Raw genomic sequence first — 21,478 nt, 5'->3', positions numbered from 1 at the left:
AAATGGTTGGTCATGCAGAGCAACGAGATGGAGGCCAGCAACGCCTGCGGTGAGCAGCGAAGAATCTTTCCGCGGCAGGATTCTGGATTGCTTCCGCCTTCGCCAGGCTTCGGCGGACAAGTCGCTTTCGCTCGCAATGACGGAGAGGAGACGAGAACGTCGTTCTCGGGCTGAGGGCGAGCCGAGAGCTTTGGCCTTGCGCGAAGCCTGTCAGCTCGCGCGGCAGAAGGCGCGCGACGACCAATCCGAGGCTACGCCTTGGCGCGGCCGACCTTGCCGGGGAAGTGCTTGCCGTTCAGCTTCTTCTTTTTCGTAGCGGTGGTTTTCGCCCCCGCCTTCTGCGCCTTGCGCTCGGCCCGCGCCTTCACCTTGGCGGATTCCGCCCGCGCCTCAGCGCGCAGCTTCTTGCGCTTCTTCTCGCATGAATCGCATTTGCAGCCGATCGGCTTCAGATAGGCTTTGAAATAGTCGGTGCCGTAATCGTAGTTGATCTCGTCGCCCGGCTCGATGTTCCTGATGGCGCGGATGAACACCTTGCGCTCGCGCGGGCGGACGTCGGACTCGGCGTTGGGCCGGCAGGAATGGTTGATGTAGCGGGCGAGGTTCTTGCGCACCGAGCCGTCGATGGTCCAGCGCCCGTTGAGCTCGAACAGATATTTGTTCTCGATCTCGTCGTGCTCGGGAATCCGCGAGTCCAGAATCGGTCCGAAATAGCGGATGATCCGGGTCCCCTTCTTGATCGGCTTGGTGGCGAAGAGGCCGAGCCCGGTCTTGGAGCGGCCGACGCGATAAGGTTTGTTCGAGGTGGCTGGCATGATCGAGAAAATGAGAACGCGAACGAGGCAGGAGGAGCCCAAGCGAAGCCGCTCTTGTAGAACGATTCCGCGCTTCTGTCAGGTATATCCCAACCCTGTTTGAACCTTGCCCACAATCAAGACGTCTGATGGAACGAAGTTCCCAGTCCATCAAAGCCTCACATGAACCGTATCACTACTATTGGCTTGGCCGTCCTGATGGCTTGCATCGGCCTGAACAGCGCCGACGCCCAATCCCTGGGCAGCAGCTACACCTCGACGGCACCAAAAGATTGCCGGCAGATCGGCAAGCCCGGCGCGCTCGACGGCAGCAGCACGCGGGTTTGTCCGGGCAAGGACGGCCTGATCGTGCTGATCGCCGAGGACGACCTTCGCGAGATCGTCGCGGTCGGACGCAACCGCAAGGCAGCAGCTGAGGAACCGGCGGCAAAAGTCTGGTTCGCCCCGTTCAATTCGTCGGAGACGACCATCGAATGGCGCGCTGACGGCGCAAGGCCGTTCGCGATCATCCAGCGCTGGCACATCGCCGACAATTCCGATCCCGACAAGCAGGGGCGGCCGAACACCAAGGCCATGCTGGTGGTGACCCGGCTGCCGCCGGGCCCGGTCTGCCACGTCGCCTATGTCGACGCGATCGCCAACCCGAACGCCAACGAGCTCGCGCGCAAGGCCGCCGACGATCTCGCCCGCGGCTTCGCTTGCGGCAAGGACGAGGTCAAGATCATCGGCACACGCGGCCGCGCCGTCGAGCTCGCCACGATGCGATAATCAGCTAGATGGGAAGCCTCGGCGTGACAGGCACCGTCAGCATCGCCTCGAGCAGCCGCTCGGCGGTCGTTCCCTCCGGCAGCCGCGCAAGGATGTCCTTCAGCCGTCCGTCGAGCAGCAGCATGGTGAAGCCGTGCACCAGCGACCAGGCCCGCGCGATTGCCGCGCCCTGGTTCAGCGTCAGCGCATCGCCGCTGATCTGCTCCTGCCGCATCATGCCGATGGCATTGGCAAGGCCGGCGAAAGATGCCTCCGCCGCCTCGTGCAGCGACGGCCTTGAATAGTCCAGCCGCTCGGTGCGGAACATGATGCCGTACATGCCGGGATGGGCCTGCGCATAGGCGATGTAGGCTTTCGGCCGCGCCAGCGCGGCTTCGAGCGGCGTGGTGGCGGCATCGCACGAAGCGGCCATGACCACGTTGAACTGGCGGAAGCCGACGGCCGCGAGCTCGCTGAGCAGGCCCGTCAGGTCGCCGAAATGATGGGTTGGGGCGGCATGCGAGACGCCGGCCTCGCGCGCCACCGCACGCAATGTCAGGCCGGCAAGCCCGTCGCGCTCCAGCACCCGTTCGGCGGCCTGGAGCAGCGCTTCACGGAGCGCGCCGTGATGATACGGCGTCTCGGTCTTGGCGCTTCTCGCGCGCCGCGAGGTGCGCGATGCCGCGGTCGAGGTGGTTTTTCTTAGGGCACGCGGGCTGCGCGCCGCGTCGCCGTTGGTGTCTGTCTTGGCCATTTGCAAGCTATATGACGCAATATTGACAGTGTAAAGATTTCGCTTGACGAAAGCTGCGATCGGGTCTATCCAATCTTTACGATGTAAAGATAGGGAGGATTCGCCGTGCAGCACGACGCCATGGCCGAGCGCAGCAACAATATCGCGCCGATCCCGTTCGAGGCCGACGCGCCCTTCCTGAGGATCGTCGGCGAATTGCCGCGCGAGCTGAACGGCACGCTCTATCGCAACGGCCCCAATCCGCAGTTCGACTCGCCCGGCGCGCACTGGTTCGTCGGCGACGGGATGCTGCACGCCTTCCATCTCGAGAACGGCCGCGCCAGCTACCGCAACCGCTGGGTCCGCACGCCGAAATGGCTCGCCGAGCACGACGCCGGCCGCGCGCTGTTCGGCGGCTTCGGCCGCAAGCTGCCGGATGCGCCGGCAAACCTGACCGATGGCGGCGTCGCCAACACCAACATCATCTTCCACGCCGGCAAGCTGCTGGCGCTGGAAGAAGCGCACCTGCCGACGGAGATCGAGCCGGGCACGCTGGCGACGCGCGGCTATCACAACTACCAGGGCCGCGTCGCCGGCAGTTTCACCGCGCATCCCAAGATCGATCCCGTCACCGGCGAGCTGGTGTTCTTCGGCTACAACGCTGCGGGCCCGCTGACGCCTGCCCTCTCCTACGGATCGATCGACGCAACAGGCAAGGCGACGCGGTTCGAGCGGTTCGAGGCGCCCTATGCCAGCATGGTGCACGACTTCATCGTCACCGCGAACCATGTGCTGTTTCCGATCCTGCCGATCACGGGCAGCATGGAGCGCGCGATGAGCGGAAAGCCGCCCTATGCCTGGGAGCCGGACAAGGGTGCCTATGTCGGCGTGATGAAGCGCAGCGGCACGGCCAAGGACATCGTCTGGTTTCGTGCCGAAGCCTGCTACGTCTTCCATGTCATGAATGCGTGGGAGGACGGGAGCCGCATCGTCGCCGACGTCATGCAGTTCGAGGAAGCGCCGCTGTTTCCGCATCCGGATGGCCGCCCCACCGATCCCGAGAAGTCGCGCGCCCGCCATTGCCGATGGACTTTCGATCTCGCAGGCAATACCGACCGCTTCCAGCAAACGTATCTCGACGATCTCACTGGGGAATTCCCGCGCATCGACGATCGCCGCGCCGGCCTGAAGAGCCGTCACGGCTGGTACGCCTGTGCCAATCCGAAATTGCCGATGTTCGGCGCGCTCGCAGGCATCGTCCATGTCGACGGCAACGGCAGGCGGCTCGGCCAATACCTGCTGCCGGCCGGCGACACCATCTCCGAGCCTGTTTTCGTCGAGCGATCCAGGGATGCTGCCGAAGGCGACGGCTGGCTGCTCGCTGTGGTCTGGCGCGCACGCGAGAACCGCAGCGACCTCGCCGTGTTCAATGCCACCGACATCGAGGCCGGCCCCGCGGCCTTGGTGCAGCTCGGCCACCGCGTCCCCGACGGCTTCCACGGCAATTGGGTCGGCGCGGCGTAGCCCCTCGCCAATCGGGACGCGAGCAGATCGCGCCCCCGGAATCCACGTAGATATTGCGTGGTCAAAGAAAGTCCGATGCACATGCTCTCGATCACCGCGTATTCCACCGCTGTCATCGCCCCGGCCGGCGCCGTACTTGCATGCTTGGCGATACGGCTGCGCCGGCGAAGCCTCACGTTCTTCGAAGGCGGCGCCCTGCTCGCTGCCGGCCTTCTACTCGCGGCCGCACTCCCGATGGTGTCGCGCCTGCCCTGGACGGGGTTGGTCGACGAGATGACCAGCCAGCTCGTTGCAGCACTTCATTTTCTGGAGCTCGTTTACGTCGTCTTGACATTGTAAGAGACGGGTGGTCCGGCGCGGCTCCCTGTCTCGCGCATCGCGCCCTGCTTGTTGCGGTTCCGAATCCCGCGCTGCTGGTCCCGGCCTGGCATTCTGGTCGGGGGCTGCCATGCGCTATCTCGTACGCGGTTGTCTTCACAAAGTGATATGCCGGGCATCGCCGGATCAAGTAGGGTGCGGCAGACTGCGCCCTGCCCACGACCGCGAAACAGGAATGACGATGAAGGACGTATTCGCCCGCCTCGCCTCCGACCTCCTCTCCGTTATCATCTTCCTGGCCATCTATCTCCTCACAGACAACGTGATCCTCGCAACGGCGGTGGCGATTGCTGGCGCGATCGTGCAAGTGGTCTATGCGCGCCTCAAGGGACAGCCGCTGCACTACATGACCTATGCGAGCCTCGCTCTGGTCATCGTGCTCGGCGGTATCACGCTGCTGACCAATGATCCGCGCTTCATGCTGGCAAAACCCTCGATCGCACATTTCGCGATCGGCGCGATCATGCTCAAGCGCGGCTGGATGCTGCGCTACATGCCGCCCGTCATCGTCGAGACCGTCCCGGAATATGTCACCATCGCGGGCTATGCCTGGGCGGCGCTGATGTTCGTGATCGGCGCCGGCATGATGGCAGTCGCCGCCACCGGCGATCTGAAGCTCTGGGCGTTCTATCTTATGGTGGTCGCAGGCGGCGCCAAGATCCTGGCTTTTGCCGTGCAGTACTTCGTTCTGCGGCTGATCGTAACCAACCGCCGACGTGCCGCTGCCCGCGCCTAAATGCCCTACCGGAGCGTTAGGCAGGAGCTGCGAGTTGGGCTATAGGCTCGGCTAGGAACGGCCGCGGATCGTCGCGGACCGCCGCAATCTGTTCGGGAGACGGGAATGGCCGTAGACGGCAACTGGAATCTGACCATGACGACGCCGATGGGCGAGCGCCAGGCGACGCTGAGCCTGAAGGCTGCGGGCGGCACGCTCACGGGCACGCAGGGCGCGGAAGGCAATACCACCGAGATCTTCGACGGCACCGTCTCCGGCGACAACGTCTCCTGGAAGGTCTCGATCGACAAGCCGATGCCGCTCACGCTCGAATTCACCGGCACGGTCTCCGGCGACAGCATCAGTGGCGAGATGGGCATCGGCCCGATGGGCAGCTTCCCGTTCACGGGCGCGCGGGCATAAAGCCACGCGCTGCACCGATGCGTGCGCTCCTCCTCATCGCGGCGGCAGTCCTGTCTGCCGTAGCACAGGCCGCGCGCGCAGGTGACAGCGAACCGGCGTGGCGCGCGAGCGCGCTCGCCTTGGTGCCGGCAGGCTATGTTGCCGGCACCGCTTACCGAACCGAGGGGTCGACCGGTTATCTCGCGGTCTATCCCGCGACATCGAACGATCCGAAGACACCGGGGAGCGTCTTTGCGGCGCGCCAGGTTCTGGTCGTCACGCTGACTGCGGACGCGACGCGGGCGACGTCAGCCGAGCTGAAGCCGCGCACCGGGCCGGCCCCTGATAACGACGACAATGATTTCGCCGGGATGCACGCCGAGCTCGCCGCCAAGCGCGCAAAGCTGCCTGCTGGCACCGAGCCCTGCGATCTCGGCGCCTGGTCCGTCGACAAGGATTCCAGCGGCCTCAACGTGCGCGCCGAGCCGTCGATCAAGGCGCGCGTGCTTGGCACATTGCCGCCGCCCTACCGGCTGAGGCTCGGCGGCGCCGAGAACACGCCCGAGGGCGGCTGGCTGACCGAATTCCGCATCATCGGCTTCAGGGACGGCTGGTTCCTGATCGAAGACGCGAGGCCGCCGGGCAAGGACTATGAGGACGAGACGCGATATCCGCGCAGCGCGCCGAGGCCCTATGCCGGGCGCGGCTGGGTCGCCTCGAACAAGGTCGGCGCGAACTATGCCAATGGCACCACGCGCATGGGCGGGCTGTTTCAGGCGCCCTTCATCGATGCCAAATGGATGCCGGCCCAGCGCGAGCTCGGCGGGCCGCTCGACACCGACGGCGGCCCGAAGCGCATCTTCGCCTGCAGTGGGCTCTGGGGTCTGGTCGAGAGCCACGACGGCGTCCGCGGCTGGTGGCGCGCGCTGTGCTCCAACCAGGTCACGAATTGCAGTTGAGGCGCTGAAGCATTGGCTTCGTCATGGCCGGGCTTGTTGTTCAGCCATCCACGGCTTCTTTGCGGCACTAAGAACGTGGATGCCCGGGCCTTCGCCTCGCCGAAGCGGCTTCGGCCGCGCAGGCGGGACAAGCCCGGGCATGACGATCATTGTTACGGCACGAGCATCTTCCCCCGCGCGCGTGCGGGTGAAGCAACTAGCCCAAATTCAACTCCTTGAAGAAGTCGTTGCCCTTGTCGTCGATGATGATGAACGCCGGAAAATCGACGACCTCGATGCGCCAGATCGCTTCCATGCCGAGCTCGGGATATTCGAGCACCTCGACCTTCTTGATGCAGTGCTCGGCGAGGTTCGCCGCGGCGCCGCCGATGGAGCCGAGATAGAAGCCGCCGTATTTCTTGCAGGCCTCCCGCACGCTAGGGGCGCGGTTGCCCTTGGCGACCATCACCATCGAGCCGCCGGCGGCCTGGAACTGGTCGACGAAGGAATCCATGCGGCCCGCGGTGGTCGGACCGAACGCGCCGGAGGCGTAGCCCTCGGGCGTCTTGGCGGGGCCGGCATAATAGACCGGATGGTTCTTGAAATAGTCCGGCAGCGGCTCGCCCTTCTCCAGCCGCTCGCGCAGCTTGGCATGCGCGCTGTCGCGCGCGACGATCATGGTGCCGGTCATCGAGACGCGAGTCTTGATCGGATATTTCGAGAAGGTCGCCAGAATGTCCTTCATCGGCTGGTTGAGGTCGATCTTGACGACCTCACCGCCGAGCGACTGCTCGACCTGCGGCAGGTATTGCGCGGGATTGTGCTCGAGCTCCTCGAGATAGACGCCGTCCCTGGTGATCTTGCCGAGCACCTGGCGGTCGGCCGAGCAGGACACGCCAAGCCCGATCGGCAGCGAGGCGCCGTGGCGCGGCATGCGGATCACCCGCACGTCGTGGCAGAAATACTTGCCGCCGAACTGCGCCCCGACGCCGAGTGACTGCGTCATCTTGTGGATTTCCTTCTCCATCTCGACGTCGCGGAAGGCGTTGCCGTCGGGCGAGCCGTGCGTCGGCAACGCATCGAGATAGCGGGCGGAGGCAAGCTTCACCGTCTTCATGCACAGCTCGGCCGAGGTACCGCCGATCACGATGGCGAGGTGATAAGGCGGGCACGCGGCGGTGCCGAGGGTGAGGATCTTTTCCTTCAGGAACGCGAGCAGCCGGTCCTTGGTCAGCACCGAGGGCGTGGCCTGGAACAGGAAGCTCTTGTTGGCGGAGCCGCCGCCCTTGGCCATGAACATGAACTTGTAGGCGTCATCGCCCTCGGCGTAGATCTCGCACTGCGCCGGCATGTTGTTGGCGGTGTTCTTCTCCTCGTACATCGAGAGCGGCGCGACCTGCGAGTAGCGCAAATTGCGGCGCAGGTAGGCGTCACGCGCGCCTTCGGACAGCGCCGCCTCGTCGTCACCGTCGGTGATGACGTTGCAGCCCTTCTTGCCCATGATGATCGCGGTGCCGGTGTCCTGACACATCGGCAGCACGCCGCCGGCCGCGATATTGGCGTTCTTCAAGAAGTCCAGCGCGACAAACTTGTCGTTCGGGCTCGCCTCGCCGTCCTCCAGGATCGCGCGGAGCTGCTTCAGATGGCCGGGGCGCAGATAATGGTTGATGTCGCCAAAGGCCGCCTCCGACAGCGCCCGCAGCGCCTCGCGCGACACCACCAGCATGTCCTTGCCGAGCACCTTCTCGACCCTGACGCCCTCGGACGAAATCTTCTTATAGGGCGTCTCGTCCTTGCCCAGCGGGAACAGCGGGGTGTGCTTGTAGGGCGGAACGGGCTTGGACTGGTCGGGGAAGGCGGTGGGAGCGTTCATGGGGCAAATCTCGGGGTTTTGGGGCCGTGGCGGGCCTCTCAGCATAGAAGCGTTCTAAGCGCATTCTAGCCAGAAAAGAAAGGGAGCGGTGCGCATGGGAGGGGTAGGTTCGGCACGGGAAGGCATTGGCACAGCTCGTGGAAATGCCTCTGCCCACCCTTGCGATTCGCGTCCGCCGACGCTTGAATGCGTGCCCTAAGGGGCTTTTCATCATGACATTGAAACTGAACGTCCGCGGCGCGATCCTGGTCGCCGCCGCCTTCACCGGCCTTGTGGCTCTCGCTTCGCCTGCCCGCGCCGATCGCTGCGACGACAGCGCCAAGGAGCTGGCGAGCCAGGTCGATCGCCTCAAGGTGAATTTTCGCGCCGCCAATGTCGTTTACCTGACGCACCCGGCGGCCAAGGAGCTGTCCGTGGGTTGCCGCGGCGACAAATATTCCATCGAGCTCTACGCCAAGGGCGATCGCAAGCCGAAGCCGGAATTCTACGCGCTGGTCGGCTCGATGGCGGCGATCGTCTTCACCGTGACCAAGGACGACACCACGACGGGCGCGACGCGCTGCCTGAAGCGGATGGGTCTACTCCGCGGCGACAAGGTCACCATGCGCTACCGCCGGCTCAACATGGAATGCACCCGCACCAAGACAGAGGCGTCCATCGCCATCACGCGCGGCAAGGACGAATAGGGCACGCGCCAGCTCTTTCCGCACCCTTGCGGGGTGCGTATCGCGCGATGGCGTCCGCCGCATACTCCGTCATTGCGAGCGCAGCGAAGCAATCCAGTCTGTATCCGCGGAAGCAGTCTGGATTGCTTCGTCGCAAGGGCTCCTCGCAATGACGGGGAGAGGCCTCGTCGTCTCGGTTTGCGGATGCCACGCGTGCACAGCCTTCACCGCGCCAATTCCCTCACATTTTAACGATTGGCTTGAAGGAAATTTCGCTCCTCGCAGGGCAGGCTTGATTGTTTCCATGTGTGAGGATTTGCGGATGAAGGTTTCTACCGTTGCGCCCCCGCCGATCGCGATCGTGGTTCCGAACTACGACACGACCAAGCCGCAGGACGATCAGACAAAGGTCAAGGACGAGAATCCGACCTTCAAGCCGCAGCCGCCGGCGCCGCTGCCGCCGGGTCAGGGCACGCGGATCGATCAGCTCGCCTGATCAGGCGTCCCGAGACCGAAGCGCCCGATCCGGTCGATCGGGCTTTTGGCGTGTCCGGCCGCATCTTTGCCGGATAGCTGCACGAGGATCATGCGCCGTTCACTCGGGACCTGCGCATGTTCGCACGGCTGCTATTGCGGAACACGGTGTTCGTCGTCGGCATGGGCGCGCTGCTGTTCGCGTGCGCGGGGACGCTGCATTGGCCGTCGGCCTGGGCCTTCCTCGCAACCTCCGCCCTGCTCGGCCCACTCTGCGGCTGGTGGCTCTACCGGACCGATCCGGCGCTGCTCGCCGAACGCCTGCGGCCGGTGCTGCAAAAGGATCAGCCCGCCGCCGACAAGATGTTCATGGCGCTGTTCATCGTCGCCATCCTGGCCTGGCTTGTCCTGATGGGGCTCGACCGGCGTGTTCGATCCTCTGACATGTCGACGGCGTTGCAGGTGCTCGGACTCGGGCTGTTCCTGGGCTCGACACTGTTCACCATGTGGGTGTTCCGCGAGAACTCGTTCGCCGCGCCCGTGGTGAAGCTGCAAGCCGAGCGCGCGCAGCACGTGATCTCGACCGGACCCTATGCCTATGTCCGCCATCCCATGTACAGCGGCATGATCCTGTTCTTCACCGGCGTGCCGTTGCTGCTGGGATCGTGGTGGGGACTTGCGATGATGCCGTTCCTCCTCGCCTTGCTCGCGGTCCGCATCCCGATCGAGGAGCGCACGCTGCGCGAGGGTCTGCCCGGTTACACCGATTACACGGCGCGGGTGCGCCATCGCCTCATCCCCGGCGTCTGGTGAACGCGCCAACTGCACGAAGCCGCTATCGGTCCAGCTCGCGATAGCGGCGGAAGATGCCCTGCTCGTTGAAGGGAATGCGGCGCTCGCTTGCGAGATAGGCCTGGATGTTGGGCCGTGCGGCGATGCGGTCGTGCAGGCCGACGAGGCTCGGGACATCCTTCTCGAACGCCTTCATGCGCTTGGGGAAAGCATAACGCAGCCCATCGACGAGCTGGAACAGCGAGAGGTCGACATAGGTCAGGCGCCGGCCCGTCACGTAAATGCCGCCGCTCCCGGCGAGGAGCCGCTCGAAATAGCCGAGATATTTCGGCACGCGCTCGTCCCAGAAGTCGGCCGTGCGCTTCTTCGCCGGCGCCTTCTGATCCTCATAATAGAGCGAGGGCCCGAGCGGATGATGGGTGTCGTGGATCTCGACGACGAAGTCGGTGATCGTGAGCTGAAGCTGGTGCACCCAGAGCCTGCCGGCTTCCGTCTTCGGCGCAAGCCCATGGCGGGAGCCGAGATAGAGCAGGATGTTGGCGGTCTGGCCGATGACGAGCTTGCCCGCTTTCAGGAACGGCGGCGCAAAGGGCGGCGTGCCCTTCTGCGCATCCATCATCTTCATCATCGCGGCCGATCCGCGCGGACCGCGCGCGACGTCGACGTAAGCGGCGCCCGCCTCCTCCAGCGCCAGCCGCACATATTCGCCGCGGCCCTGGATCTCGGGCCAGTAGTAGAGCTCGTATGTCATGGGGGAGGTCCGTGAGCGTGGAGGCGATCGGACCAATGTAGCACGTGGCTGAAGGTTCCGTGAGGTTGAGACGGAACGGCCGCGCGACCTGCCCGTCATTGCGAGCGCAGCGAAGCAATCCAGACTGCCTCTGCGGAAAGACTCTGGATTGCTTCGTCGCAAGAGCTCCTCGCAATGACGGCTGGAAAGAACTTAGCGCCCTAAACTCAATTCGCCGCGAAGCAGTACAGCAGCCCGTCGCCGCCGGTGGTCTTCAAATCGGCCTGCGAGCAGCCGCCGTCGGGACCGCGCGAGGGGTGAGAGCTATTCCAGGATTTCGAGGGTTCGTCGTCGCGCAGACCCCGGCGATCGAAATGGCCGACCATCGCGGCGCCTTGCGTGCTCGACGTCCAGTTCTTGCAGGTGCGATCGTCCGGCCCGGCGAACGCGGTGCCGTCCGGTTGCGATCCCGTGAGGATGTCGTGCCGGTTCGGCTGGTCGCCGGCACCATTGATGACCTCACCCTTTTCGCTGAGCGCGGTCTGCTTGGTGAGATTGTTCGTCGCGCCGTGCAGCTCGGCGACGTCCTTGGCGATCACCGTGCCCTTGGCGTTCTGCCACGGCCCCTTGCCGATGCGATCCTTGGCGTTGACGGCCGGCTTGCCGTCGGCGGCCTGCGTCGACAGATAGGCGCGCCAAGTCTTTGTGCCGGCGCCGGCCGCTTGTGCAAGCTTCTGGCATTGCGCGTCGGCTCCTTCGAGACCGCCGAGATCGGCGCCCTTGCCGGGCCCGTTCGACGTCACGAAGAAGGTCATGTCGGCCGACTGCGCTTGCGCCGATGGGGCAGCAAGCAAGACAATAGCCAGCGCAACACCGGAAATCGTCATGGATTTCTCGATACGGATCATCCTGTCCTCCCAACGTTTTTTTTGTTCGCCGCCTGACTTCAACCCGAGGCGCCCCCGCTTATTCCGATGCCGTGCTGCGAGAGGCCCAAAAGAAAAGGGCGCCGTGCCGAAGCACGACGCCCTGATTCCTCATCTCGTCCGCGATCAGTTGGTCTGCTGAATCGCTGACAATTCCCAGCCTGTGCCCGGCCGGCGGGCGAAGGTCCAGATCTCGGTCGCCTCGCCCGGCTGCTCGCTGCCGGCGACGATTGCGCCGGTGTTGCGATCCACCGTCTTGTCGGTGAGCGCGAAGCGCAGCGCCACCGTGGCATAGTCGGTCTCGCCTTCGCGCCAGGCTTCCGCGAGGTCGCCCTGCAACAGCTTCACGTCCGCGACCTTGTTGACCACGTTGCGGGCGCGGTTCTGGGCGAGGTCCTGCTCGAAATAGGAGACCATTTCCGGCGTCGCGAGCGTGTGCAGCTTGGCCACGTCCTCGTTCGACCAGGCGGCCTGGACGTCGCCGAGCAGGCGCTCGAACGCCTCATAGTCGTCCGGCTTGATCTCGAGCGGCGCGTTGTTGGCGCCGAAGCCGAAGCCGCCGAGTCCGCTACCAAGGCCGCCACCGAGGCCGCTGCGATAGTTCGTCTGCGGTCCGGGCGCTGCGCCGGCCTCAGCATTGGCGTAAGCCGCCCGCGGAGTGTGACGGCGCTGCCACCAGGACATTGCCAGCCGGACCACGAGCACCACCAGCGCGATCTGGATGATCAGGCCGATGATCGAGGACAGGCCGCCGAGGCCGCCGAACAGGCCGCCACCGAACAGCATGCCGAGCAGGCCGGCGCCGAGGAAGCCGGCCGCAAGGCCGCCCATGAAGCCGCCGGCGCGGCCAAACAGGCCGCCGCGCGCCGGCGCGGTCGCGGCCGAGTTCATGCCTGCGCCCGGCTGGGTGTAGGTGCGGTTGAACTGCGAGGCCGAGCCGGGTGCGGTCGTGGTCGACGGCGGCGCCGAATAGGAGCGCGTACCGCGCGAACCGGACGACATGCCGCCACCCGCGCGGGCGTCGGCCGACGAGATCGTCAGCGCGGTCGGCAGCGCAAGCGCCAGCACGACGGCGATCGTGTTGAAGAATTTCCGGGAGCGAAGCGAGAAAGTCATGTGCGTTTCCCAAATCCCCGGCATGGGGACGTGCCCCTAAGATGGTCAGACTTCCCGAAAAGTGAAGCCGGTTTCGGAACTTGCGGCTGCGGCCCTCAGTCGCGGGGATGTGGCAAAAGCCCATATATGACAGGGGTTTTACGGGAACCATTGGAGGATGCTTACCGCCGGGTTTACGACCCGATTTCCGCTTTTCCCCGGGTCCGCGAGCCGAGCTGGCCCACCAGCCGTCATTGCGAGGAGAGCGGCAGGTCTCACCCCTGCTTCGTCATCGTCTCCTTCACCGCCGCGACCAGCTGGCTGAGCGTGAAGGGCTTTGGCAGGAAGTCGAACTGCTGGCCTTCGGGCAGGCTCTTCTCGAAGGCATCCTCGGCATAGCCGGAGACGAAGATGAACTTGATGTCGGGGTTCTTCTCGCGCATGGCCTTCAACAGCGACGGGCCGTCCATCTCCGGCATGACGACGTCGGAGACGACGAGATCGATCGCGCCACTTTGCTCGTCCAGCACCTCCATGGCCTCGACGCCGTTCTCGGCCTCGACCACGGTGTAGCCGCGCGAGCGCAGGCCGCGGGCATTGAGCGCGCGCAGGCCCTCCTCGTCCTCGACCAGCAGGATGGTGCCCTGCCCGGTGAGGTCGGTACGCGGCTTCGCCTCTGCCGCCGCAGCGGGCGCGGCTTCCTTCGCGGCTCCGCTGGTCGCGCCGATTGCGGCTGCGGGCTGCTCGACCTGCACCTCCGGTTCGGCGATGTGGCGCGGCAGGAAGATGTGGAACGAGGTGCCCTGCCCCGGCTCGGAATCGACGTAGATGAAGCCGCCGGTCTGCTTGACGATGCCGTAGACGGTGGAGAGCCCGAGGCCCGTGCCCTTGCCGACCTCTTTCGTCGAGAAGAACGGCTCGAAGATCTTGTCGCGGATGTCGGCGGGGATGCCGGTGCCGGTGTCGGCGACCTCGATGCGGACATAATCCGCGGCGGGCATACCCTTGTAGGCGAGCTTGCCCGAATCGTCGCTGGTGACGTTGGCGGTGCGGATGATCAGCTTGCCGCCGTCAGGCATGGCGTCGCGCGCGTTCACCGCGAGGTTGACGATCACCTGCTCGAACTGGGAGACGTCGACCTTCACCGGCCAGAGGTCGCGGCCGTGGACGAGGTCGAGCTTGACCTTCTCGCCGATCAGCCGGCGCAGCAGCATGGTGAGATCGGACAGCGCGTCGCCGAGATCGAGCACCTGCGGCCGCAGCGTCTGCCGCCGCGAGAACGCCAGCAACTGCCGCACCAGGGTGGCGGCGCGCGTTGCGTTCTGCTTGATCTGCATGATGTCCTGGAACGACGGGTCGGTCGGCTTGTGCGCGTTCAGCAGGAAGTCGTTCGCCATCATGATGGCGGACAGCACGTTGTTGAAGTCGTGGGCGATGCCGCCGGCGAGCTGGCCGACCGTCTCCATCTTCTGCGACTGGTTGATCTGGTTTTCCAGCGCGCGCCGCTCGGTGGTCTCGAGCATGTGCACGATGGCGGCTTCCGCCTCGGTCTCGGCCGAATCGACCGGCGTCACGAAGAACTGGCCCCAGCGTTCCTTGGCCCCTTCCAGCGCCACCTCGACCGGCGCGATATCGGCCTTGCCTTCGGCGGCCTGGTTGATGGCCGCGATCAGGAGGTGCCGGTCGCGCGAATTGACCGCGCGGAAGATCGACTTGGAGGAGGTGTCGAGCCCCAGCGCCTGACTGAGCTTGGCGTAGCGCGCATTGGCGCGCACCACGTTGCCGGCGCGATCGACGGTCGCGATCGCCATCGGCGTGTGGTCGAAGAAGCGCATGAAGCGCACTTCGGCGGCACGATCAGGGTCGCTGCGCTCGTCGCGGGCGCGGCTGATCACGAGCGTGCGCGAGGGCCCCGGCGCGCCGTCGGCGCCGAAGGCGAGCTTGTGATAGAGCCGCACCGGCATGGTCTTGCCGGTGCGCATGCGCAGGTCGATGTCGAACACCTCGGTCTTCACCTCGCCCGGCACCGCCACGATCGAGGTCAAGAGCGAAGCGCCGTCGCCGGAGACGATATCGGTAAGCTTCAGGCCGCCGGAGCCGATCTCGGCGAGGTCGTAGTCGAGCCAGTTCGCCAATGTCGCGTTGACATAGGCGAGCTCGCCGGCCGGATTGACCGAGAAGAAGCCGCACGGGGCGTGATCGAGATATTCGATCGCGTGCTGGAGCTCCTGGAACACGTCCTCCTGGCGTTCGCGGTCGCGCGTGATGTCAGCGATCGACCACACCGCGTATTTCGCCTCGCGCTTGCCGGTGCCGAGCGGGCGCACGCGCATGCGCAGCCAGCGGCCCTGATTGCCGTCATGGCCGGAGATGCGCACCTCTTCCTGCTGCCGCTTGCCCTCGCGGGCGGCCTTGAGCAGCCGGAACACGGCTTCCGAGACGTCGGGATTGCCGATGAAGACGCGCTCGACGGGGCGCACGTCCTGCGGGCCGGTGGCGCCGGTCAGCGTCAGATAGGCAGCATTGGAGTAGACCACGTGTCCGCGCGCGTCGGTGACCGCGAGCCCGTCGAAGGCGTGATCGGAGATGCGGCCGATGACGGGATCGTCGAGATTGCGGTCGGCGAAGCGGATGATGCCGGCGGCGAAGGCGAACAGGTTGAACAGGCCGACCATCGCCAGCACGGCGAGGATACCGAGGATATAGGGCTGCGCCTGCGCGCGCCCGAGCGTCATCAGCCCGACGGCCACGGCGACGAGGCCGGCGGCCACCAGCAGCACCAGCGCAATGCTGCCCGAGCGCGGCGACGGCTCGTGCGCCGCAACGGGCTCGCGTGTGAGGTCGTGGTCGGTCTCGGCGGTCATTCTCGAGCTGGCGCAGCCTGTCGGCAGAGAATCAACGCGCCACCGGGCGCGTGGGGTCCTCCCTGCCTGAATCGGACCCTGAGGTGCAAGGGCAGCAGCGGCAAAAGGTACGCTGATTCCCAGATTACGGCCATTTCCGGTTCTTTTCGGGCATCTTATCCCCGCCCGGCGCTGAATCCGCGCTTCAGGCGCATGACGTAGCCGATGACTTCGGCGACGGCATGGTAGTGCTCGGTCGGGATCTCCTGGTCGATGTCCACTGTGGCGTAGAGCGCGCGGGCCAGCGGCACGTTCTCCACGATCGGGATGTCGTGCTCGCGCGCGATCTCCCGGATCTTGAAGGCGAGATTGTCGACGCCCTTGGCGACGCAGATCGGCGCGGTCATGCCGCGCTCGTAGGACAGCGCTACCGAATAGTGGGTTGGGTTGGTGATGATCACGGAGGCCTTGGGAACCGCCGCCATCATGCGCTTCTTGGCGCGCTGCTGCCGGAGTTGCCTGATCTTGCCTTTGATGTGGGGGTCGCCTTCGGACTGCTTGTACTCTTCCTTGATCTCCTGGAGCGACATCTTCTGCCGCTGGAACCAACTTCGGTACTGGAAGAAATAGTCGGCGATGGCGACGATCGCGAGCGCGGCGACCACCGCGCCGAGCAGTTGGATGGTCATGCTGGTGCTGGCGCCGAGCATGGCGGCCGGATCGAGCCTGACCATCGCCTCCATGCGGTGCCGCTCCGGCCACAGGATCATGGTCATGACCACGGCCAAGGCGACGAGCTTGCCGATGCCTTTGAGAAAATTGGCGGCCGCCTGCTTGCCGAAGATGCGTTTGAAGCCGGCGCCGGGCGAAATCTTGTTGAATTTGGGCTTGAGGGACTCGGCCGACCAGACCAGCCGGTGCTGCAGCATGTTGCCGGCGATGGCCGCCAGCACCAGCATCAACAGGGGCACGCCGACCGCGGCAAGCACGGCGAGCTCGATCTGCTGCATCAGCGCCAGCAGGGCCTTGCCGTCGGTCTTGATCATCCAGGAATTGGCAAGCAGGTTGCGCATCGGCGTCAGCAGCCCGCTGCCGACCGAGCCCGAGAAGGTGGAGACGACGAGCGTGCCGCCCGCCATCATGAACCAGGTGTTGATCTCCTGGCTCTTGGCGACGTCGCCGCGTTCGAGCGCATCGTCGAGGCGCTTTTGCGTCGGGTCTTCTGTTTGACTTTCGGGATCGTTGTCTTCCGCCACCGATCGATCCCCCTCACTTGAGCGGCATCATCTGGTGCATGACACCGATGAAGTAGTCGAGAAAGGTGCCCATCATCGCGGTGAGCACCACGGCAAGCACCAGGAAGCCCGCGAAGATCGACAGCGGCACGCCGACGAAATAGACCTGCATCTGCGGCATCAGCCGCGCCAGCACGCCCAGTCCGATATTGAAGACGAGGCCGAACACCAGGAACGGCCCGGAGAGCTGCAGGCCGAGACGGAACGCGGCGGCGAAGGCACGCGTCGCAAGCGAGGCGACGTCGCCGCTCGACACGGTCTCGCCCGGCGAGAAGATCGTGTAGCTGTCGTTCAGCGCCGCGATCACCAGATGATGGCTGTCGGTGGCAAACAGCAGCGTCACGCCCAGCATGGTCAGGAAGTTGCCGACCAGCACGCCCTGCTGGCCCTGCGTCGGATCGACCGAGGTGACGAAGCCGAGCCCCATCTGCTGCGCGATCACGGATCCCGCAACCTGGAGCGCCGACAACGTCACGCGCGCGGTCGCGCCGAGCACGATGCCGATCGCGATCTCATGCAGCATCAGCACCAGCAGCGGCGCCAGCGAGCCCATGTCGACCTGATAGGCGTTGCGATGCAGCGGCAGGATGATCAGCGTGAGCAACAGCGCGATCGACAGCTTGATCCGCGTCGGGATGTTGGTCTCGCCGAGGCCGGGCAGCAGCATCACCATCGCGCCGACCCGGGCGAAGGCGAGCATGAAGGAAGCGGCGAGCGCCGGCAGCAACGAGACGTCGATGCGCATAATTCACGCATAGTGCCTCAGCCGCCTATGATTCGCGACGATATCCGCAGCATGTGGGCGTGCATCGAATCGGCCATGAACGGCAGCGCCAACAGCATCGTGGCAAAGATCGCGAGGATCTTCGGCACGTAGATCAGCGTCTGCTCCTGGATCTGCGTCAGCGCCTGGAACAGCGACACGATGACGCCGACCACGAGGCCGACCACCATCAGCGGCGACGACACGATCACGATGGTCCAGATCGCATCGCGCGCGACGTCGAGGGTCTCGGGTCCGGTCATTTGGAGGTTCCGATGGGGTTAGAGGAAGGCGCGAGAAGCGAGTAGCGAATCGCGAGTAGCGTATGGTGGCCAGAGCTCGCCATTCGCCACTCGCCATTCGCTTCAAATCAGATCGGCATCTTCATGATGTCTTCATAGGCCGCGATGACGCGGTCGCGGACCGAGACCAGCGTGGACACCGCGACATCGGTGTCGGCGACCGCCGTAACCACGTCCATCACGTTGGCCTTGCCGGAGGCCATCGCCACCGTCTGCGCGTCGGACTTGCGACCGGATTCCACGACGCTGCCGACGGCGTCCTTCAGCAGCGCGGCGAAGGATTGCCCGTTCGGTTCGCTGCCCTTGCCGGCGCCGGTGCCGGTGTTCTCCAGCACGCGGGCGAGGCTGGCGTAAGCATTGGCGGCAATTGTCGGTGATGCCATGGCTCAAATGTCCTGTTCAGCTCTTGAGGATGTCGAGCGTGCGCTGGATCATCCGGCGCGTCGCACTGATGATGTTGAGGTTGGCCTCGTAGGACCGCTGCGCGTCGCGCATGTCGGTCATCTCGACCACCGAGTTCACGTTGGGATATTTGACGTTGCCGCTGGCATCCGCAGCCGGATTGTTCGGCTCGTATCGGACGCGGAAGGCGGACTGGTCGGGCTTGATCCTGCCGAGGGTGACGACCTGCGCGTCGAGCGTGCGGTCGAGCGCGGATGAGAAGGTCGGCACCTTGCGCCGGTAGGGATCGCCGCCGGCGGTCTGCGCCGTCGAGTCCGCATTCGCGATGTTCTCCGAGATCACCCGCATGCGGCCGGCCTGCGCGCGCAGGCCCGAGGTCGCGATTGCCATGGAGCGGGCGAAGTCGCTGCTGTCATTTGCCATGATCCGCCTCCTTTAGGGCCTAACCTTTGCCGATCGCGGTCTTGAGCAGGCGCAGGCTCTTCGAATAGAGCGAGGTCACCGCGGCGTAGTCCATCTGGTTGCTGGCGGCCTTCATCATCTCCTCCTCGAGATTGACGGCATTGCCGGCGGGGCGGGTCTCGAAACCCGCGTTCTTGTTCTGGTCGAAGGCGGAAGGGGCCCCCGACGGCGCCAAATGCGAGGCGCTGGTCCGGGTCAGGACCAAGGGCCCCATGGACCCGGTGACGGCGCCGGCCTTGTCGAACTTCGGCTCGACCAGGTCGCGCGGCCGGAATTTCGGCGTGTCGGAATTGGAGACGTTCTCGGACAGGACGCGCTGGCGCTCCTGATGCCACTGCATCTTGGTGCGAAGCACCGACAGTTCCGGAATATCGTTGATGGACATGGTCGCGGCTCCCTCCGCCCCGACGGCCCTAGGGACCGCCGCTAGGCAGAATTTGCCGCCTGTATGGTTAACAGCTGGTTAAGGACCGGTCGTGATGCATGTCCCCAGCCGAAACTGATTCTTGCGCCCCGCCATTCGACGCCGCGAAAAGTGGCATTAACCCAGCCGTTTGGCGAGACGTGCACAGGGCAAGAAGTCGTTTTGGATCGGGCGATTCATGGGTTATTAAGAGTTGGGGACGGCAAAACTTGCCGTGGAACGTTAAGAAATCGCAGTTTGGGGCATCGTCCGCCGGTGGTCGATTCGACTGACCATGGGCACGAAAAAAGCGCCATTTGTCGGGGACAAGTATGCAAGGCAGCCCTATCACCTTCATCGTCGCGTTCATCGTCGTTCTGGCGTTGATCGGCGTCGCTGCATGGCTGGTTCGCCGATTCGCCGGTAGCCGCATCGGCGCCAACACCCAGCGCGGCCGGATGCCCCGCCTCGCCGTGATCGACGCCGCTGCGGTCGATGGCCGGCGCCGGCTGGTCCTGGTCCGGCGCGACAATGTCGAGCATCTGCTGATGATCGGCGGCCCGACCGACATCGTCGTCGAGCCCAACATCGTTCGCGCCGCGCCCAGCCGCGACCAGATCCCGCAACGTCCGAGTGCCGCCGAACCGCCGCGCCTTGCCCCCATGCCCGATGCCGGCGGCTGGGCCGACGAAGCGCCGCGGCCCGAGCTGCTCGATCATCCCGAGCCGCAAATGCCCGAGCCGCCGCCGCGGCCCGCGCGGCCATCCTTCGCCGACGAGGTGCGCCGGCCTGCGCCTGCACTGGCCGAACGCCGCAGCGAGCCGGCTCTGGGCGGCTTTACGCCGGAGCCGATCGCGCCACGTCCCGAGCGCGAACCGCGGCCCGAGCCGCTGCCGCCGCGCATCGCCCGCGGCGAGCCGCCGCTGATGCCGCGTCCGCCGCGCGGCAGTGAGCCGATGAAGATGCCGCCGGTGCGAGCCGAGCGCGCCGCGGCACCACCGCCTCCTCCGCCCGTGCCGCAGGCTGCGCCCGTTCCGCCGCCGGCAGCGGCTGCCGCGCCCTCGAGCGCCGAGCAGAATCTCGCCGAAATGGCGCAGCGGCTCGAGGCTGCCCTGCGCCGCCCGGCCGGGGAAACGGTCGCGCCTCCGGTTGCGCCGGAGCCGCCGCCCGCTCCGGCGCGCGCCGCCCGCAGCGAGCCGCCGGCACCGCCCGCTACGCCGGCGAAGCCGGCTGCGGAAAAGACCAGCTTTGAAAATCTCGAAGACGAGATGGCCTCCCTGCTCGGCCGTCCGAAGCCGTCTTCGTGAGGTTGCCCGCCCTCCCGCGTAGAGTTCTTTTCCTTTCTGTCCTGGTCGGCGCGGCTTCGCTCGCAATGCCGTCGCATGCCCAGGACATCAGCATCAATCTCGGCGGCGGCGCCGGTGGCGGCGGCGTCACCGAGCGCGCGATCCAGCTGATCGCGCTGCTCACGGTGCTCTCGATCGCCCCGTCGATCCTGATCATGATGACGTCGTTCACCCGCATCGTGGTGGTGCTGTCGCTGCTGCGCACCGCGATGGGCACTGCGACCGCCCCGCCGAACTCGGTGATCATCGCGCTCGCGATGTTCCTCACCTTCTTCGTGATGGGCCCGGTGCTGCAGAAATCCTACGACGAGGGCATCCGCCCGCTCGTCGCCAACCAGATCGGCGTCGAGGACGCGTTCCAGCGCGCCTCCGTGCCGCTGCGCGGCTTCATGCAGAAGAACGTGCGCGAAAAGGACCTGAAGCTGTTCCTGGATCTCTCCGGCGAGGCGCCGCCGGCCACGCCCGACGATCTCGCCTTACGCATCCTCGTCCCCGCCTTCATGATCTCCGAGCTGAAGCGCGCCTTCGAGATCGGCTTCCTGTTGTTCCTGCCGTTCCTGATCATAGACCTCGTCGTCGCCTCCGTGCTGATGTCGATGGGCATGATGATGCTGCCACCGGCGACGATCTCGCTGCCGTTCAAGCTGATCTTCTTCGTGCTGGTCGACGGCTGGTCGCTGGTGGCGGGGAGCCTGGTGCAGAGTTACGGGGGGTAAGGCTTCGTTCGCTGCTGCGTCCTTGCCGCTCTCAGCGGCAGCCCCCGCTCCCTCCTCATCATTGCGAGGAGCCCTTGCGACGAAGCAATCCAGACTGCCGCCGCGGAAAGAGTCTGGATTGCTTCGCTGCGCTCGCAAT

The 21,478-nt window shown here is 65.5% G+C and carries 24 protein-coding genes; 11 read left to right on the top strand and 13 right to left on the bottom strand.

Translation table 11 applies throughout. The features are described from left to right. Positions 1–251 precede the first annotated feature (251 nt). Positions 252–815 carry an SET domain-containing protein gene (locus ACTEK7_RS31635; RefSeq protein ID WP_036013055.1) on the bottom strand — a complete coding sequence of 188 codons (564 nt, stop codon included), beginning with the start codon at positions 813–815 and terminating at the stop codon, positions 252–254. Between the two features lie 162 nt (positions 816–977). On the opposite strand from ACTEK7_RS31635, the gene ACTEK7_RS31630 reads away from it, so the two are divergent. Then, entirely contained in the window at positions 978–1,583 is a 606-nt protein-coding gene (locus ACTEK7_RS31630; RefSeq protein ID WP_036013042.1) for a hypothetical protein, read from the top strand. 4 nt (positions 1,584–1,587) lie between these two features. On the opposite strand, the gene ACTEK7_RS31625 is transcribed toward ACTEK7_RS31630, so the two are convergent. Further along, a complete protein-coding gene (locus tag ACTEK7_RS31625; RefSeq protein WP_225147588.1) occupies positions 1,588–2,316 on the bottom strand; it encodes a TetR/AcrR family transcriptional regulator in 729 nt (242 codons plus the stop codon). A 105-nt stretch (positions 2,317–2,421) separates the two neighbouring features. Here ACTEK7_RS31625 and ACTEK7_RS31620 point away from each other — a divergent pair, with 105 nt between their 5' ends. The 5 genes from ACTEK7_RS31620 to ACTEK7_RS31600 all read left to right on the top strand — a co-directional run bounded on the left by ACTEK7_RS31620 (position 2,422) and on the right by ACTEK7_RS31600 (position 6,273). Next, complete coding sequence (locus tag ACTEK7_RS31620) at positions 2,422–3,819, top strand: carotenoid oxygenase family protein (RefSeq protein ID WP_225147589.1); 1,398 nt, start codon at positions 2,422–2,424, stop codon at positions 3,817–3,819. 75 nt (positions 3,820–3,894) lie between these two features. After that, positions 3,895–4,158, top strand: coding sequence for a hypothetical protein (locus ACTEK7_RS31615; RefSeq protein ID WP_225147590.1), 264 nt, complete (start codon positions 3,895–3,897; stop codon positions 4,156–4,158). 220 nt (positions 4,159–4,378) lie between these two features. Further along, on the top strand, positions 4,379–4,933 hold the full coding sequence (locus tag ACTEK7_RS31610) for an inner membrane-spanning protein YciB (protein ID WP_225147591.1): 555 nt from the start codon (positions 4,379–4,381) through the stop codon (positions 4,931–4,933). Positions 4,934–5,038: 105 nt separating this feature from the next. Next, positions 5,039–5,335, top strand: a complete 297-nt coding sequence (locus ACTEK7_RS31605) for a hypothetical protein (protein WP_036013050.1) — start codon at positions 5,039–5,041, stop codon at positions 5,333–5,335. A gap of 17 nt (positions 5,336–5,352) precedes the next feature. After that, entirely contained in the window at positions 5,353–6,273 is a 921-nt protein-coding gene (locus tag ACTEK7_RS31600; RefSeq protein ID WP_225147592.1) for an SH3 domain-containing protein, read from the top strand. A gap of 196 nt (positions 6,274–6,469) precedes the next feature. On the opposite strand, the gene ACTEK7_RS31595 is transcribed toward ACTEK7_RS31600, so the two are convergent. Further along, entirely contained in the window at positions 6,470–8,125 is a 1,656-nt protein-coding gene (locus ACTEK7_RS31595) for a fumarate hydratase (RefSeq protein ID WP_225139741.1), read from the bottom strand. Positions 8,126–8,337: 212 nt separating this feature from the next. On the opposite strand from ACTEK7_RS31595, the gene ACTEK7_RS31590 reads away from it, so the two are divergent. The 3 genes from ACTEK7_RS31590 to ACTEK7_RS31580 all read left to right on the top strand — a co-directional run bounded on the left by ACTEK7_RS31590 (position 8,338) and on the right by ACTEK7_RS31580 (position 10,077). Beyond that, the gene (locus ACTEK7_RS31590; protein ID WP_036013057.1) at positions 8,338–8,811 is read left to right on the top strand and encodes a hypothetical protein; all 474 of its coding nucleotides are present in this window, start codon (positions 8,338–8,340) and stop codon (positions 8,809–8,811) included. Between the two features lie 301 nt (positions 8,812–9,112). Further along, the gene (locus ACTEK7_RS31585; protein WP_167361693.1) at positions 9,113–9,286 is read left to right on the top strand and encodes a hypothetical protein; all 174 of its coding nucleotides are present in this window, start codon (positions 9,113–9,115) and stop codon (positions 9,284–9,286) included. 116 nt (positions 9,287–9,402) lie between these two features. Continuing rightward, positions 9,403–10,077, top strand: coding sequence for a methyltransferase family protein (locus ACTEK7_RS31580; RefSeq protein ID WP_036013059.1), 675 nt, complete (start codon positions 9,403–9,405; stop codon positions 10,075–10,077). A gap of 22 nt (positions 10,078–10,099) precedes the next feature. On the opposite strand, the gene ACTEK7_RS31575 is transcribed toward ACTEK7_RS31580, so the two are convergent. From ACTEK7_RS31575 to flgB, 10 genes are all read right to left on the bottom strand, one after another. Further along, positions 10,100–10,807: a glutathione S-transferase gene (locus ACTEK7_RS31575; protein WP_036013061.1), complete on the bottom strand. Its 708-nt coding sequence runs from the start codon at positions 10,805–10,807 to the stop codon at positions 10,100–10,102. A gap of 206 nt (positions 10,808–11,013) precedes the next feature. After that, positions 11,014–11,694: a lectin gene (locus ACTEK7_RS31570; protein WP_036013064.1), complete on the bottom strand. Its 681-nt coding sequence runs from the start codon at positions 11,692–11,694 to the stop codon at positions 11,014–11,016. 144 nt (positions 11,695–11,838) lie between these two features. Then, the gene (locus ACTEK7_RS31565) at positions 11,839–12,852 is read right to left on the bottom strand and encodes a Tim44 domain-containing protein (protein WP_036013065.1); all 1,014 of its coding nucleotides are present in this window, start codon (positions 12,850–12,852) and stop codon (positions 11,839–11,841) included. A 230-nt stretch (positions 12,853–13,082) separates the two neighbouring features. Beyond that, on the bottom strand, positions 13,083–15,671 hold the full coding sequence (cckA, locus tag ACTEK7_RS31560; protein ID WP_036013067.1) for a cell cycle histidine kinase CckA: 2,589 nt from the start codon (positions 15,669–15,671) through the stop codon (positions 13,083–13,085). A gap of 155 nt (positions 15,672–15,826) precedes the next feature. Next, the gene (gene flhB / locus ACTEK7_RS31555) at positions 15,827–16,906 is read right to left on the bottom strand and encodes a flagellar biosynthesis protein FlhB (RefSeq protein WP_036013070.1); all 1,080 of its coding nucleotides are present in this window, start codon (positions 16,904–16,906) and stop codon (positions 15,827–15,829) included. 13 nt (positions 16,907–16,919) lie between these two features. Further along, positions 16,920–17,690: a flagellar biosynthetic protein FliR gene (gene fliR, locus ACTEK7_RS31550; protein WP_027575944.1), complete on the bottom strand. Its 771-nt coding sequence runs from the start codon at positions 17,688–17,690 to the stop codon at positions 16,920–16,922. A 17-nt stretch (positions 17,691–17,707) separates the two neighbouring features. Continuing rightward, the gene (gene fliQ / locus ACTEK7_RS31545) at positions 17,708–17,971 is read right to left on the bottom strand and encodes a flagellar biosynthesis protein FliQ (RefSeq protein WP_025037372.1); all 264 of its coding nucleotides are present in this window, start codon (positions 17,969–17,971) and stop codon (positions 17,708–17,710) included. 107 nt (positions 17,972–18,078) lie between these two features. Continuing rightward, a complete protein-coding gene (fliE, locus tag ACTEK7_RS31540; RefSeq protein ID WP_157280796.1) occupies positions 18,079–18,393 on the bottom strand; it encodes a flagellar hook-basal body complex protein FliE in 315 nt (104 codons plus the stop codon). A 16-nt stretch (positions 18,394–18,409) separates the two neighbouring features. Continuing rightward, positions 18,410–18,835, bottom strand: coding sequence for a flagellar basal body rod protein FlgC (gene flgC, locus ACTEK7_RS31535; RefSeq protein WP_036013073.1), 426 nt, complete (start codon positions 18,833–18,835; stop codon positions 18,410–18,412). Between the two features lie 19 nt (positions 18,836–18,854). Further along, positions 18,855–19,259 carry a flagellar basal body rod protein FlgB gene (gene flgB / locus ACTEK7_RS31530; protein WP_036013075.1) on the bottom strand — a complete coding sequence of 135 codons (405 nt, stop codon included), beginning with the start codon at positions 19,257–19,259 and terminating at the stop codon, positions 18,855–18,857. A 350-nt stretch (positions 19,260–19,609) separates the two neighbouring features. Here flgB and ACTEK7_RS31525 point away from each other — a divergent pair, with 350 nt between their 5' ends. Together ACTEK7_RS31525 and fliP are read left to right on the top strand one after the other, a co-directional pair. After that, complete coding sequence (locus ACTEK7_RS31525) at positions 19,610–20,584, top strand: flagellar biosynthetic protein FliO (protein WP_225147593.1); 975 nt, start codon at positions 19,610–19,612, stop codon at positions 20,582–20,584. Next, the gene (gene fliP, locus ACTEK7_RS31520; protein WP_036027911.1) at positions 20,581–21,339 is read left to right on the top strand and encodes a flagellar type III secretion system pore protein FliP; all 759 of its coding nucleotides are present in this window, start codon (positions 20,581–20,583) and stop codon (positions 21,337–21,339) included. The genes ACTEK7_RS31525 and fliP overlap by 4 nt, the downstream gene beginning before the upstream one ends. Positions 21,340–21,478 lie beyond the last annotated feature (139 nt).

It is taken from the genome of Bradyrhizobium sp. JHI2711 (assembly GCF_056156565.1).
Note: the sequence above shows the minus strand (reverse complement) of the source record. Positions and strands in the feature narration are given on the sequence as shown.